The sequence below is a fragment of the Variovorax sp. TLI9-5A genome (assembly GCF_056867935.1).
The window spans coordinates 947,765-961,253 of sequence record NZ_CP200310.1; the positions used below are offsets into that span (position 1 = coordinate 947,765).

Sequence of the window (13,489 nt, forward strand, 5' to 3'; positions counted from 1 at the left end):
GGCCGCCGGTTAGCATTCGCCGCTTCATGCCGTCCATGCACTCCAATTCCCTGTTCGCCGTCCGTGCCCCGGTCCGTAAACCGGTTCTCGCCCTGGGCCTGCTCTGCGCCGTTCTCGTGCTCGCCGGTTGCGGCAGTACTTCCCGCCGGGTCAACTACGAACCCGAGGCCTTCGGCTCCACCACCACCCACACCCGCGACTACGAGGCCACCGAGGCCCAGACCTGCGAGGCCGCGCGCCGTGCGCTGCTGAGCCAGGGCTACATGATCACGGCCGCCAACTCCGACCTCGTGACCGGGCGCAAGAGCTTCCAGCCGGCGTCCGAGGTGCATGTGGAGGTCGAGTTCCGCGTGGTCTGCGCGCGCGAGAGCACCCGGGGCGGCAAGGCGAGCAGGAGCACCGTGGCCTTCGCCACTGCGCTGCAGGATCGCTACGGACTCAAGAAGGTCAACAACTCGGCGAGCCTCGGCGTGGGCGCGATCGGCTCGCTCTCGCTGCCGTTCTCGGGCAGCGACGACGCGATGGTGAAGGTGGCGAGCGAGACGCTGACCGACGAGCGCTTCTACGACCGCTTCTTCGCGCTGCTCGATCGCTTCCTGGAAGGGCCGGAAGCCGAGGACGAAGCAGCGACCAAGCCCGAGGAAACACCGGTCGCATCGCCGGCCCCGGCGCCCGCGCCTGCGCCTGCGCCCGCCGCTGCACCGGCCTCCGATCCGGCGCCAGCCGTCACCTACCCTGTGACTTCATCGCCCAACCGGGGCTGACGCCGGAAGCGCCAGATACCAAGATGCGTCTTACAATCTGGGCATGGCTTCCACCATCCTGGACACGGCGCAATGCGCCGCTCGCCTTCGCAGCTCGGTATCGCTGCTCTCCCGCCAGCTGCGCAGCGGCAGTGCCACGCCGGAGGGCCCGAGCGTGGCCAAGCTCAGCGTGCTGGGCCAGCTCCACCGGCACGGGCCGTGCACGCCCACGGCACTGGCGGGGTTCGAGCGCGTCAAGCTCCAGTCGCTGACCCGGCTGCTGGCCGAGCTGGAAGCCGAGGGCTGGATCGGCCGCGCGCCGCATCCGGCCGACGGTCGCCAGTGGCTGCTGTCGCTCACCCCCGAGGGCACGCGCCGGCTGAAGGCGATCATGCGCACGCGCGAGGCGGCGCTGGCCGAGGCGATCGGCGCGATGCTCGATGAAGACCAGCGCGCGTTGCTGCTAGAAGCCTGCGGGCTGATCGACGGCATCGCGGCCGCGCTCGACGGCGGCGCGAAACTCCCCAAGCCATGAACGGCACGCGCGCGCTGCAACGCCTCGCCGACCCCTGGCGCGACGGCCGCTGGCGTCCCGGCGTGCAGCTCGCGGCGGCGGTGGCCATCGCCTGGTGCGTCGCCACCGCGCTGCATCTGCCCGAGAGCTTCTGGGCCGTGATGAGCGTGCTGATCGTCATGCGCCCGAGCGCCGGTTCCACGCTGGACGCCGGCTGGGACCGCGTGCGCGGCACCGCGGCCGGCGCGCTGGTCGGCATGGCAGGCGTCTACCTGCACCACCACGGCGCGCCGGGGCTCGCGACCACGCTGGCCATCGTCATGCTGCTGGCCTTCGCGGGCGCCTCCGTGCCGGGGCTGCGCAGCGCGCCGGTGGCGGCGTTGATCATCCTGTCGGCCGGCGGCATTCCCGGCCATTCGCCGCTGCAGGTGGCTCTGCTGCGCATGGTGCAGATCGGCATCGGCGTAGGCGTTGCGCTGGCGGTCTCGACGGTGATGTCGGAGTACCACGCGGGCGCGCGTTTCGACGAGGGCTGTGCGGCGCTGCTGCGTGGCATCGCAAAGCGCTTGTCCGCTTCGCGGCGGCCCACCGATGCCGGAGAGATCGAACGCATCCAGGCCGGTACGCGCGCCGCGCTGGGCCGCCTGAGTGTGCTGGCCGGCAGCGCCGACCTGGAAGCCCGATGGTGGCGCCGGGGCAGCACGAGCGGCGGCTATCGCAACAAGGCTCGGCTGGCGGCGCGCATCTTCCAGGACGCCACGGTGCTCGACCGCGTGTTTCGCCTGGCGCCCGGCACGCAGGCCGAAGCCGCGCAGGCGGCCAGCGCGGCCATTGCCGGCATGGCCGACGCGCTCGAGGGCAAGTCCGTGCCGCCCGATCTGGTCGAACTGGCTCGCTGCGCAGCACAGGCTTCGTCGCAGGACGGTGCATCGAACGCGCTGCTGGCCGCGCCGCTGAACCTGCTGCTCGACGACCTGCGGCGCCTGCAAGCCACGCTCGCCGCGCGCCCGCCGGCGTAGTCCAGGGGCGGGGCGGACATCGAACCGCCCTAGAATCTTCCGAAAATTCATTCGTTTCGGAGAGGGACGGGCATGGAAGACCAGTCGCAGGACGCGCGCTACGCGCCTCCGCAATCCCATGTGGAAGACGTGGTGCAGCCGGGCGGGGGCCAGTCGGGCGAACTGGCATCGCGCGGCACGCGCTTCCTGGCTGCGATGCTCGACGCGGGCATCTCCATCGTGGTGATCTGGCTCCTCGCGAAGTTCACGCCCATCAACCTCTGGGAAGACGACGGCCTCGGCATGTGGGAGCCCCGCATCTCCAGCGCGGCCTCCGGCGTCGTTCTCTATCTCGTGCTGCACGGCTACCTGCTGGCCACCCGCGGCCAGACCATCGGCAAGGCGCTGTTCAAGATCCGCATCGCGCGGCCCGACGGCTCGCAGGCGCAGATCGGCCGCATCCTCGCGCTGCGCGACGGCCCGATGTTCTTCACCAGCATCTGGCCGCTGCTCGGGCCGATCTACGTGCTGATCGACTGCCTGTTCATCTTCCGCGCGTCGCGCCGCTGCCTGCACGACCAGATCGCCGACACCGTCGTGCTGCAAGCCTGAGCCGGGCGCGACGCCAGTGCGCCTCGACACGCTCTACACCGCCGAGACCCCGGAAGGCATCGCGCTCTCGCTGCGCCCGGCCGGGCTGGTCGCACGCGGGCTTGCCTACCTCATCGACTTCGCGATCCGGCTCGGCATCTTCGTCGCCATCTCCATCGGCGTCGGCATGCTGGGGAAGATGGGCGTCGGTGTCCTGCTCATCGCCTATTTCTGCCTCGAGTGGTTCTACCCGGTGGTCTTCGAGCTCACGCGCGCCGCGGCCACGCCCGGCAAGCGCGTGATGGGCCTGCGCGTGGTGATGGACTCGGGCCTGCCCGTCACGCCCGCCGCCGCGCTCACGCGCAACCTGCTGCGCGCGGCCGACTTCGTTCCTTCCTTCTACGGCGCGGGCATCGTGTCGATGCTGTGGCGGCACGACAGCAAGCGCCTGGGCGACCTCGCCGCTGGCACGCTGGTGGTGTTCAGCGACCAGGTGAGCCTGCACGGCAGCCTGCCCGTGGCCGAGCCGCAGGCGCCTGCGCGGCCGCTGTCGGCGCGCGAGCAGATGGCCATCGTCTCGTGGGCCGGGCGCGCCACGCGCCTCACGCCGGAGCGCTTCGACGAACTCGCCCGCATTGCGGAGCCGGTGCTGGGCCCCGACACCACCGGCGCTTCGGCCTCGCAGCGCCTGCTCGGCGTGGCGCAGTGGGTGCTGGGCCGGCGCAACGGCGGCGATGCGCGTGCGGCGAGCCAAGGAGGCGGTCGATGACGCCGCTCGATTTCGAAGCCGCCTATGCGCCCCTGTGGGCCGAGCTCGAAGCCGTCATCCGCACGGCCGAGACCAGGCGCAAGTTCGACGGCGCCCGGCTCGCCACGCTGTACCGCCGCGTGTGCGAGCACCTCGCGCTGGCGCAGGCGCGCGCCTATCCGATACATCTCACACAGCGCCTCGAAGGCCTCACGCAGAGCGCGCACCGGCTGATCTACCGCCGCCACGACTACGGCCTCGCGCGCTTCGCGCGGCTGGCGCTGGTCGACTTTCCCGAGGCGGTGCGCGCGCACCGCGCCTACCTGCTGGTGTCGACACTGATGTTCATGCTGCCGCTGCTGATGGCGGGCTGGGCGGCCTGGCGCGATCCGGGCTTCATCCTGCACCTGCTGGACGCCAGCTCGGTGCAGGAGTTCGATTCCATGTACGGCGACGGTGCCGAGCCCCTGCGCAGCACGCGCAGCGCGGGCGACGACTGGCAGATGTTCGGCTTCTACATCATGAACAACATCGGCATCGGGTTCCGCTGCTTCGCCGCCGGCATCTTCGCCGGCGTGGGCAGCGCGGCGGTGGTGGTGTTCAACGGCGTGCAGATCGGGGCCGTGGGCGGCTATCTCATCGCGGCGGGGCATGCCCAGAACTTCCTTTCCTTCGTCGTCACGCACTCGGCCTTCGAGCTCACCGCCATCGTGCTGGCCGGCGCGGCGGGCCTGCGGCTGGGTTTTTCCTGGGTGGCGCCCGGGCGCCACACGCGGCTCGAGGCGCTGCGGCTGGCCGCGCGGCATGCGGTGGTGATCGTCTACGGCGTCATCGGGCTGCTGCTGATCGCCGCCGCCGTCGAGGCTTTCTGGTCGTCGGCGCGCTGGATCGCGCCTGCCGTGAAGTACGGCGTGGGCGGCGCCTGCTGGGTGCTGGTGCTGGCCTACCTGGGCTGGCAGGGACGCCCGCGCGCGGCCGCCAAGGCGGGAGACGAGCATGCAGGTTGACGGCCTCGCCATCGCACTGCGGCCAAGGCCCATGGCCGAGGCCGCCGACCTGGGCGCGCAGCTGGTGCGCAACCACGCGGGCTCGGTGTGGCGCACCTTCCTGCCGGTCTACATCGTCACGGTGCTGCTGGCCCTCAGCACGGTGGAGATCGCCGGCTGGCTGCCCAGCCTGCTGATCTTCTGGCTCAAGCCTTGGCTGGACCGCAGCCTGCTCTTCGTCCATTCGCGCGCCGTGTTCGGGCAGGAGACGCGCTGGTCCGACCTCTGGGCCAACCGCCGCGCCGTGTGGGGCGGGCAGCTGCTGCGCACGTTGCTGTGGCGGCGCTTCTCGCCCTGGCGCTCGTTCACCCAGGCCATCGACCAGCTCGAAGGCCAGCGCGGCAGCGCCCGGCGCAAGCGGCGCACGCAGCTGCTGCGCGGACGGCGTGGCGCGGCCACCGGCATGCAGCTGGTGTTCGCCAATGTCGAGATGGCGCTCGACATCTGCCTGTTGTCGCTGCTGTTCTGGTTCGCGCCCGAAGGCAGCTCCCGCGATCTCTTCAACTGGCTCACGCAGTCGGATTCGATGGTGCAGAGCCTGCTGACTGCCGGTGCGTACGCACTGGTCGTCGGCGTGCTGGAGCCGTTCTACGTGGCGGCGGGTTTCGCGATGTACCTGAACCGGCGTGTGGAGCTGGAGGCCTGGGACATCGAACAGGAGTTCCGCCGTGGATTCCGTTGATATCCGCAAGCTTCGCATCGCGGTAACGGTGTTGGCCGTGTGGGCTGCCAGCCTGATGCTGCCGGCGATCTCCACCGCAGCCGAGACAGTGCCGACGCGCGAGCAGGTGCGGGCCGCCGCCGACAAGGTACGCGCCGACCCGAACATGCCCGGCACCAAGACCGAGAAGAAGCTGCGCTTCAAGGAGCGCGACGAAGAAGAGGAAGAGCCCGAGAAGAAGACCGACAGCCTCGACTGGCTGCGCGACTTCGTGCGGGCGGTGGCCGAAGGCGCGCGCTGGCTGATCTGGGGGCTGGCCGCATTGGCGCTGGCCTGGCTCGTGGTTCGCCTGCATCGGTGGATCAGGGTGCGCGCCGGCGACGCGCGGCCCGGAAAGGCGCAGCTGCCAAGCCACGTCGGCAGCCTCGACATCCGGCCCGAGAGCCTGCCCGACGACATCGGCAATGCCGCTGCCGGCCTCTGGCAGCGCGGCCAGCATCGGCCCGCGCTGTCGCTGCTGTACCGCGGCGCCTTGTCGCGGCTGGTGCACGCGCACGCGGTGCCGGTTCGCGCCGCGAGCACCGAGGGTGAGTGCGTGGCGCTCGCCGCCACCCGGCTGTCGCCGCACGCGCAGGCCTTCTTCGTGCGGCTGGTCGATGCGTGGCAACTGGCGGCGTACGGCGGCCGGCTGCCTTCCACCGCGCAGGTGCTGGCGGTCTGCGGCGAGTTCGACCTGTACCTGCCCGCCAAGCCGGCCGCTGCCGAGCCTGACGACAGCGTGATGAAGGGCGCGGCCGCATGAACGCATGGGTGGTCCGCATCGTCTCGGTGCTCGTGCTGGCGCTGGTCGGCTTCTGGCTGGTCACCGCCACCGAATGGGCCGACACCGAGGTGTCGACGCCCGCGAGCGGCGAGGCGAAGAAGAACCGCTTCTACGGCGCGCAGGCGATGCTTCGCGAGCTCGGCATGACGGTGGTCAAGCGCGACAGCCTCGACGTCATGCCGCCCGCCCAGGCGCGGCTGGTGCTCGGCTCCAGCCACTGGGACATGTTCCCCGAGCGCGGCCAGCGCCTGCGCCAGTGGGTGGAGCAGGGCGGGCACCTCGTGGTGCCGGGCTACCTCGTCGGCGGCGATCAGCTCGAAGACTGGCTTCCGCTGGTCCGCGAAAAGCCGCCCGCTTCGGAAGAGAAGAAGGAAACGCCCGAGCCCAAGAAGAAAAAGAGATCGAGCGTCCCGCGTCTTCCCGACCCGTCCGCCAAGGACGCGGACTGCCACATGGTGAACGAGCCCGAAACCGTACCCGCGAGCTTCGCGGGCGGGCGCGGCTACCGGGTCTGCACATGGTGGTCGCCCTCGCGCTACCGGCCCGCCGACAAGCAGCCGCCCGCGCTGTGGACGGCGACCGGCTCGCGCGGCACCGAGGCGATCCGCGTGGGCGTCGGCCGTGGCACCGTCACCGTGATGCCCTGGGGCCTGTGGCACAACGACAGCCTGCTGCGCGGCGACAACGCGCTGTTCGCCGCCGCCGCGGTGCAGGCGCGCGGCGGCGGCGAGATCTGGTTCGTCGCCGAAGAGGCGCGCGAGCCCTTCATGCTGTGGCTCTGGCAAAGGGGTTGGGTGGCGCTGGTCGTCGGCATGCTGGCGCTGGCCGTCGCGCTCTGGCGCGCGGCCGTGCGCTTCGGGCCGCTGGCGCCCTCGGCCGGCACGCACCGGCGCTCCATGGCCGAGCAGGTGCGTGGCACCGCCGGCTTCCTGCATGCGCACGGCGCCAACGCGCTGCACGTGGCGCAGCTGCGCGCACTGAACGAATCCGCTCGCAGGCAGCTGCGCGGCTATGCACTCGGCGACGCCGCGGCGCGCGCTGCCGCCATCGCACAGGCCACCGGGCTGGAGCCGGCAATGCTCGCGCGCGCGATGGACGAGGCACGAGCCCGTCATGCCGGCGCGATGGCGATCGACCTGGAAGTGCTCGAAACCGCGCGCCGCCGGCTCGATGCGCACGGACCGTTCATGCCCCGGTCCTCTTCCTCTTCTTCACCTTCTTCCTCCTCATCCTGAACCGAGAGACGCCCATGCAAGCCATCCAACCCGAAGAACTGACGCGTGCGGCCCAATGGCTGCAGACGCTGCGCGCCGAGGTCGGCCAGGCCGTGGTCGGCCAGCTCGAGGCAGTCGACCAGACGCTGGTCGCGCTGGTGGCATCGGGCCATGTGCTGATCGAGGGCGTGCCGGGGCTCGGCAAGACCCTGCTCGCCCGCGCGCTCGCGCAGGCCATGACGCTGCGCTACTCGCGCGTGCAGTTCACGCCCGACCTGATGCCCTCGGACGTCACCGGCCACGCGGTGCTCGACATCGCCTCGCGCGGCGACGGCAGCCTCGGCACCCTGCGCGTGCACCAGGGCCCGGTGTTCACCAATCTGCTGCTGGCCGACGAAATCAACCGCGCGCCGGCCAAGACCCAGAGCGCGCTGCTCGAAGTCATGCAGGAGTACCAGGTCACGCTCGAAGGCAAGGCCATGGCACTGCCGCGCCCCTTCATGGTGATGGCCACGCAGAACCCGATCGACACCGAGGGCACCTATCCGCTGCCCGAGGCGCAGCTCGACCGCTTCCTGCTGAAGATCGACATCGGCTTTCCGAGCCACAGCGAGGAGAACGCCATCGTGCAGCTCACCACGCGGCAGCGCGCGGGCAACCAGTTTCCGCTGGAGGCCGTGCGCCCCTGCCTCGACGAGGCGCAGGTGCTCGAACTGCAGCGGCTGGCCTGCCTGGTGCAAGCCGACGAACGGGTGATCGACTATGCGGTACGCATCGCGCGCGCCACCCGCGACTGGCCGGGCCTGTCGTCGGGCGCGGGGCCGCGCGGCACCATGGCGCTGGTGCGCGCCGCCCGCGCCGCCGCGCTGATGGGGGGGCGCGACTTCATCACGCCCGACGACGTCGCGCGCCAGGCGCTGTCGGCGCTGCGGCACCGCGTGATGATCTCGCCCGATGCGCAGCTCGAAGGTCTGAGCGTCGACACCCTGCTGCGCGCCGCGCGCGACAGCGTCGAAGCCCCGAGGCTGTAGGCCCCGCGCGGATGCGAGCTGCCATTCCGATTCCCGCGCGCGCGCCCGTGCTGGCGCTGGCCGGCCTCGGCGTCGCCGCTACCGTGGCGCTGCTGCTTGGCGTGCCGGTGGACTACGTCGCCGTCGTGGCGGGCGTGCTTCTGGCGCTGGGCCTCGTGCTGGCGGGCGTCGATCTCTGGCAGAGCCTGCGGCTGTGGCGCGCCGCGCCGCTGCGCATCGAGCGCAACCTGCCCGGCGCGTTTTCGCTGGGCGTGCCCACGGTGCTCACGCTCACGCTGGTGAACGAGGGCGCGCAGGCCTGGCGGGTGTCGGTGTTCGACGAGGTCGACACGCACTTCGCCTTCGAGGGGCTGCCGCAGGAGCATGCGGTGCCGGCGCTCTCGCGCGTCGCGATCCGCTACACCGCCACCGCCACGCAGCGCGGCGTGGCGCAGTTCGGCGCCACCCAGATGCGCTGGCGCACCCGCTTCGGCTGCTTCGAGGTGCGGCAGACATTGGGCGAGCCGCGCCGGCTGCGCGTGTACCCCAACTTCGCGGCGCTCGCGCGCTACGCGTGGCTCTCGGGCGACCGACGGCTGGCGCAGATCGGCATCAAGACCTATGCGCAGCGCGGGCTGGGCACCGACTTCCGGCAGCTGGCCGACTACAAGACCGGCGACTCGCTGCGCCACATCGACTGGAAGGCCACGCAGCGCCAGCGTCGGCCCATCGTGCGCGAGTTCCAGGACGACCGCGACCAGTGCGTGCTGTTCCTGCTCGACTGCGGCCGCCGCATGCGCGCCGACGAAGGCGCATTGGCGCAGCAGCAGAGCAACAACAGCCACTTCGACGAGGCGCTCAACGCGCTGATGCTGCTGAGCTACGTCGCGCTGAAGGAGGGCGACGAGGTCGGCGCCATGACCTTCGGCTGTCCGCCGCAAGAGCGGCGCGACTTCGCACCGCGCAAGGGCAGCGCCACGCTCAATGCGCTGATGAACCGTCTGCACGACATCCAGCCCGGCGCCACCCATTCGGACTACCTGCTGGCCGCGCAGGAGCTGCTGCGCGTGCAGAAGCGGCGCGCGCTGGTCATCGTGCTGACCAACTTCCGCGACGAGGACGCAGCCGAACTGCGCCCCGCCATCAAGCTGCTGCGCCGCAAGCACCTGGTGCTGGTCGCGAGCCTGCGCGAACGCGTGCTCGGCCACATCGCCAGCCAGCCGCTGGTGCATGCGCGCGACGCGGTCGACGTGGCGGCGGCGCACCTGTTCGAGCAGTCGCGCCGCGACGCCTTCGCGCGCGTGGTGGGCAACGACCCGCTGTCGGTCGACGTTGAGCCGGCCGACCTCGCCGTGGCGTTGGTTAACCGTTACCACGCGGTCAAAAGGGCTGGCCTTTTGTAAAGGTCTTTGCCCACAATGGGCCCTTCATAAATCAGAGGAGAGAGAAGCACATGACGACCGATTTCACCAATCCCAATCCGTACGCCGCGCCGCGCTCGACGGTGGCGGACGTGTACGAGGGCGGCTCCGATGCCGTGCAGCCCGTGAAGCTGTGGTCCGCCAAGGGCCGCATCGGCCGGGCGCGCTTCCTGGCGTACACGCTTTTTTCGTACATCATCTTCATCATCGCGGCCGCGGTGATGGGTGGCATCCTCGGCTTCACCGGCCTTGCGCGCTCCGAAGGCGTGATCGGCGGGCTGACCTTCCTGCTGGCGATTCCGTACCTGGTCTTCTACGTGCTGACCGGCATCCAGCGCTCGCACGACATGGACTGGTCGGGCTGGATGCTGTTCCTGGCGCTGATTCCCTTCGTCGCCCTGATCTGGGTCTTCAAGTCGGGCACCAAAGGCCGCAACCGTTTCGGCGCGCCGCCGCCGCCCAACGGCATCGGCGTGCTGATCGGCGCGTGGCTGCTGCCTGTGATCACGGTGCTCGGCATCCTCGCGGCCGTCGCGCTGCCGGCCTACCAGGGCTACACCACGCGCGCCAAGGCGGCGCAGGTCGAGCGGCCCTGATTCCCTTCGACGCACCACGGCAGGGCCTGTTCGCGAGACACCGCGGAACCGGCTCTGCCGGGCCGCAGGTGTCGCCCCCGGCGAGGGGGAGGAGAAGCGACACGAAGTGCGCGAAGCCTGGGGAGTTCCCTTACCTCACCAGCGTCGATTTGCCGAACAGGCTCTCGATGAGCTCCACGGCCACCTCGGCCGTCTGGTTGCGCACGTCGAGCGCCGGGTTCAGTTCCACCACGTCCAGCGAGCCTAGCCGCCCGGTGTCGGCGATCATTTCCATGCACAGCTGCATCTCGCGGTAGGTGGGCCCGCCGCGCACGCCGGTGCCCACGCCGGGCGCGTCGGCGGGGTCGAGGCAGTCGAGGTCGAAGCTCACGTGCAGGTGGGTGTCTTCATCAACGTCCTGCAGCGCCTCGGTCATGGTGGTGCGCATGCCGTGCTCGTCGATGTGGCGCATGTCGAACACGTTCAGGCCCAGCGTGCGGATGGCTTCCTTCTCGTCGCCGTCCACGCTGCGGATGCCGATGAAGCGGATGGCCTCGTGCGCCAGCGCCGCGCGCTCGCCGCTCCAGCCCGTGAGCACCGCCGGCCCGTGGCCGAGCAGGCACGACACCGGCATGCCATGCAGGTTGCCGCTGGGGCTGGTGGTCTCGGTGTTGACGTCGGAGTGCGCATCGAGCCACAGAACGCGCAGCTTCTTGCCGCGCTTGCGCGCATGCCATGCCACCGCGCTGATCGAGCCGATGGCCAGGCAATGGTCTCCGCCCATCATCAGCGGCACGTGGCCGCCGCTCAGCGCGGCGTCGACGGCCGCGTACACCGAGCGGTTCCAGGCGATCACCTCGTCGAGGTGGCGCAGCCCGTTGGCCGGCGGCGCCCACGGCGTGGCCGGCCCCGCGAGGTTGCCCCGGTCGACGACCGCATAGCCCTGCCGCGCGAGCGCCTCCGGCAGGCCCGCCACGCGCAGCGCGTCGGGGCCCATGCCCGCGCCGCGCACGCTGGCGCCGACATCGGTGGGTGCGCCGATCAGTTCGAGGGTGACCTTGGCCTTGCTCATTTCAACTCCTCAGGTGTCGCCACAGGTAGGCATAGCCCAGTGCGTCCATGAAAGCGGACTCCTTGTTGTCCGTGGCCGCGCTGTGGCCGCCTTCCAGGTTCTCGTAGAAGCTGCTGTCGTAGCCCAGCGCGCTCATCTTCGCGTGCATCTTGCGCGCATGCACCGGGCCCACGCGGTCGTCGCGCGTGGAGGTGGTGAAGAGGGCGGGCGGATAGGCCTGGCCCGGCTTCGCGTTCTCGTAGGGCGAGAAGGTGCGGATGAATTCCCACTCCTCGGGCTGGTCGGGGTCGCCGTACTCGGCGATCCACGATGCGCCGGCCGACAGGTGCGTGTAGCGCCGCATGTCCAGCAGCGCCACCTCGCTCACGATGGCGCCGTAGAGCTGCGGGTACAGCGTGAGCATGTTGCCCATCAGCAGGCCGCCGTTGCTGCCGCCCATGGCGCCCAGGTGCGCGGGCGAGGTGATCTTGCGCGCGATGAGGTCCTCGGACACGGCCGCGAAGTCTTCGCAGGTGCGAAGCCGGTTCTCCTGCAGCGCGGCCTGGTGCCAGCGCGGGCCGTATTCGCCGCCGCCGCGGATGTTGGCGACGACGTACACGCCGCCCTTGTCCAGCCATGCGCGGCCGATGCTGCCGCTGTAGCTGGGCTGCAGCGGGATCTCGAAGCCGCCGTAGGCGTACTGCAGCGTGGGGTTGGTGCCGTCGGCCTTCAGCTCCTTCGGGGCGATCTCGAAGTAGGGCACGCGCGTACCGTCCTTCGAGGTGGCGAAGTGCTGGCTCACGCGGTGGCGCGAGGCGTCGAAGAAGGAAGGGCTGTCCTTCAGCACCTGGGGTTCGCCTTGCCCGACGGTGCCGATGTAGAGCGTGGTCGGCTGCAGGAAGCCACTCACGGTGAGGAAGTAGTCGTCGTTCTCGTCCTCGTCGATGCCGCCCGCCGCGATGGTCGAGAGCGCGGGCGCGCCGCCCAGGCTCTCGCGCTTCCACGGGCCCTTGCCATCCGCGGGCGGCGTGAGCACTTCGAGCCGGTTCACCACGTCGTGCATCACGTTGAGGATCAGGTGGTTGCGCGTCCACGAGTGGTCGTCCAGCGCTGTGGTGTCGTCGGGCTCGAACAGCACCGTGAGCTCGCGCCGGCCCGCCATGTAGTCGTCGAACTTCGCCGCCAGCAGCGAGCCCGACCTGTAGGTGGCGCCGCCCACGGTCCAGTCCTCGCGCGGCTCGATCAGCATCCACTCGCGCGTGATGTCGGTGTTGGAATCGTCGGGCACGTCGATCTTCACCAGCTTGCCTTCGGCGCCGCGCAGCCAGGTCTCGCTTTCGTAGAAGTCGATCTGGCGAGAGACGAAGTCGCGCTCGAAGCCGGGCGTGTTGTCCCGGTAGGCGCTGACGGACATGTCTTCGTGCAGGCCCTCGTACACCGTCACCGCGCTCTCGAGCGGCGTGCCGCGCCGCCACTCCTTCACGATGCGCGGGTAGCTGGAGCTGGTCATCGAGCCGGGGCCGAAGTCGGTGGCCACGTAGAGGTGGTCGATGTCTTTCCAGCCCACGTGGTTCTTGGCCTCGGGCAGCGAGAAGCCGCCTTCGACGAACTGCTTGGCTTCGAGGTCGAACTCGCGCACCACGTCGGCGTCGGCACCGCCGCGCGACAGCGAGATCAGGCAGCGCCTGTAATCGGGCTCCAGGCAGTCGGCGCCGTGCCAGACCCAGTTCTCGCCGTCGGCCGCGGCCAGCGCGTCGAGGTCGAGCACCGTCTCCCATTCGGGCCGGGGCTTGCGGTACTCGTCCAGCGTGGTGCGGCGCCAGACGCCCTTCGGGTGCTCCTTGTCGCGCCAGAAGTTGTAGAAGGAGCGCGGGCCGATCTTGCGGACCATCGGAATGCGCTCATCGGAGTCGAGCACCTCGAGGATGCCCTGCTGGAGCGCCTCGAACGCGGGCGACTGTGCGTAGGCCTGCACGGTGACGGCGTTCTGCGCGCGAGCCCAGTCGAGCTGCTTCTCGCCGTCGATGTCCTCTAGCCAGAGGTTGTCGTCTTCGTCCTGTTGCGGATGCTGCGGGGGGAGGCTGGATGTCATGA

Annotated in this window: 14 protein-coding genes; 12 read left to right on the top strand and 2 right to left on the bottom strand. The window is 70.4% G+C overall.

Annotation, left to right across the window (positions count from 1 at the left end; translation table 11 throughout):
* Positions 1–35 precede the first annotated feature (35 nt).
* The 12 genes from AC1VNX_RS04665 (at position 36) to AC1VNX_RS04720 (ending at position 10,365) form a co-directional block, all read left to right on the top strand.
* On the top strand, positions 36–764 hold the full coding sequence (locus AC1VNX_RS04665) for a DUF2242 domain-containing protein (protein ID WP_483155672.1): 729 nt from the start codon (positions 36–38) through the stop codon (positions 762–764).
* Between the two features lie 43 nt (positions 765–807).
* The gene (locus AC1VNX_RS04670) at positions 808–1,278 is read left to right on the top strand and encodes a MarR family winged helix-turn-helix transcriptional regulator (protein ID WP_483155673.1); all 471 of its coding nucleotides are present in this window, start codon (positions 808–810) and stop codon (positions 1,276–1,278) included.
* The gene (locus AC1VNX_RS04675; protein WP_483155674.1) at positions 1,275–2,276 is read left to right on the top strand and encodes an FUSC family protein; all 1,002 of its coding nucleotides are present in this window, start codon (positions 1,275–1,277) and stop codon (positions 2,274–2,276) included. The genes AC1VNX_RS04670 and AC1VNX_RS04675 overlap by 4 nt, the downstream gene beginning before the upstream one ends.
* Positions 2,277–2,348: 72 nt before the next feature.
* Positions 2,349–2,867 carry an RDD family protein gene (locus tag AC1VNX_RS04680; RefSeq protein WP_483155675.1) on the top strand — a complete coding sequence of 173 codons (519 nt, stop codon included), beginning with the start codon at positions 2,349–2,351 and terminating at the stop codon, positions 2,865–2,867.
* 16 nt (positions 2,868–2,883) lie between these two features.
* Positions 2,884–3,615: an RDD family protein gene (locus AC1VNX_RS04685; protein ID WP_301507924.1), complete on the top strand. Its 732-nt coding sequence runs from the start codon at positions 2,884–2,886 to the stop codon at positions 3,613–3,615.
* Positions 3,612–4,601 carry a stage II sporulation protein M gene (locus tag AC1VNX_RS04690; RefSeq protein ID WP_483155676.1) on the top strand — a complete coding sequence of 330 codons (990 nt, stop codon included), beginning with the start codon at positions 3,612–3,614 and terminating at the stop codon, positions 4,599–4,601. The genes AC1VNX_RS04685 and AC1VNX_RS04690 overlap by 4 nt, the downstream gene beginning before the upstream one ends.
* Positions 4,591–5,322, top strand: a complete 732-nt coding sequence (locus tag AC1VNX_RS04695) for a hypothetical protein (protein ID WP_483155677.1) — start codon at positions 4,591–4,593, stop codon at positions 5,320–5,322. Before AC1VNX_RS04690 ends, AC1VNX_RS04695 begins: the two co-directional genes overlap by 11 nt.
* A complete protein-coding gene (locus tag AC1VNX_RS04700; protein ID WP_483155678.1) occupies positions 5,309–6,103 on the top strand; it encodes a DUF4129 domain-containing protein in 795 nt (264 codons plus the stop codon). Before AC1VNX_RS04695 ends, AC1VNX_RS04700 begins: the two co-directional genes overlap by 14 nt.
* Entirely contained in the window at positions 6,100–7,359 is a 1,260-nt protein-coding gene (locus AC1VNX_RS04705) for a DUF4350 domain-containing protein (RefSeq protein WP_483155679.1), read from the top strand. The genes AC1VNX_RS04700 and AC1VNX_RS04705 overlap by 4 nt, the downstream gene beginning before the upstream one ends.
* A gap of 14 nt (positions 7,360–7,373) precedes the next feature.
* Positions 7,374–8,369: an AAA family ATPase gene (locus tag AC1VNX_RS04710; RefSeq protein ID WP_483155680.1), complete on the top strand. Its 996-nt coding sequence runs from the start codon at positions 7,374–7,376 to the stop codon at positions 8,367–8,369.
* A gap of 11 nt (positions 8,370–8,380) precedes the next feature.
* Complete coding sequence (locus AC1VNX_RS04715; protein WP_483155681.1) at positions 8,381–9,751, top strand: DUF58 domain-containing protein; 1,371 nt, start codon at positions 8,381–8,383, stop codon at positions 9,749–9,751.
* 50 nt (positions 9,752–9,801) lie between these two features.
* The gene (locus AC1VNX_RS04720; protein ID WP_126025798.1) at positions 9,802–10,365 is read left to right on the top strand and encodes a DUF805 domain-containing protein; all 564 of its coding nucleotides are present in this window, start codon (positions 9,802–9,804) and stop codon (positions 10,363–10,365) included.
* 130 nt (positions 10,366–10,495) lie between these two features.
* Here AC1VNX_RS04720 and rocF read toward each other — a convergent pair whose 3' ends face one another.
* Both rocF and AC1VNX_RS04730 read right to left on the bottom strand, forming a co-directional pair.
* Entirely contained in the window at positions 10,496–11,416 is a 921-nt protein-coding gene (gene rocF / locus AC1VNX_RS04725; RefSeq protein ID WP_483155682.1) for an arginase, read from the bottom strand.
* Between the two features lies 1 nt (position 11,417).
* A complete protein-coding gene (locus AC1VNX_RS04730; RefSeq protein ID WP_483155683.1) occupies positions 11,418–13,487 on the bottom strand; it encodes a prolyl oligopeptidase family serine peptidase in 2,070 nt (689 codons plus the stop codon).
* Positions 13,488–13,489: the final 2 nt, after the last annotated feature.

Coding starts and splice junctions, on each gene's coding strand:
- AC1VNX_RS04665 (WP_483155672.1), top strand. CDS start 36: ATGCACTCCAATTCCCTGTTCGCCGTCCGTGCCCCGGTCCGTAAACCG.
- AC1VNX_RS04670 (WP_483155673.1), top strand. CDS start 808: ATGGCTTCCACCATCCTGGACACGGCGCAATGCGCCGCTCGCCTTCGC.
- AC1VNX_RS04675 (WP_483155674.1), top strand. CDS start 1,275: ATGAACGGCACGCGCGCGCTGCAACGCCTCGCCGACCCCTGGCGCGAC.
- AC1VNX_RS04680 (WP_483155675.1), top strand. CDS start 2,349: ATGGAAGACCAGTCGCAGGACGCGCGCTACGCGCCTCCGCAATCCCAT.
- AC1VNX_RS04690 (WP_483155676.1), top strand. CDS start 3,612: ATGACGCCGCTCGATTTCGAAGCCGCCTATGCGCCCCTGTGGGCCGAG.
- AC1VNX_RS04695 (WP_483155677.1), top strand. CDS start 4,591: ATGCAGGTTGACGGCCTCGCCATCGCACTGCGGCCAAGGCCCATGGCC.
- AC1VNX_RS04705 (WP_483155679.1), top strand. CDS start 6,100: ATGAACGCATGGGTGGTCCGCATCGTCTCGGTGCTCGTGCTGGCGCTG.
- AC1VNX_RS04710 (WP_483155680.1), top strand. CDS start 7,374: ATGCAAGCCATCCAACCCGAAGAACTGACGCGTGCGGCCCAATGGCTG.
- AC1VNX_RS04715 (WP_483155681.1), top strand. CDS start 8,381: ATGCGAGCTGCCATTCCGATTCCCGCGCGCGCGCCCGTGCTGGCGCTG.
- AC1VNX_RS04720 (WP_126025798.1), top strand. CDS start 9,802: ATGACGACCGATTTCACCAATCCCAATCCGTACGCCGCGCCGCGCTCG.
- rocF (WP_483155682.1), bottom strand. CDS start 11,416: ATGAGCAAGGCCAAGGTCACCCTCGAACTGATCGGCGCACCCACCGAT.
- AC1VNX_RS04730 (WP_483155683.1), bottom strand. CDS start 13,487: ATGACATCCAGCCTCCCCCCGCAGCATCCGCAACAGGACGAAGACGAC.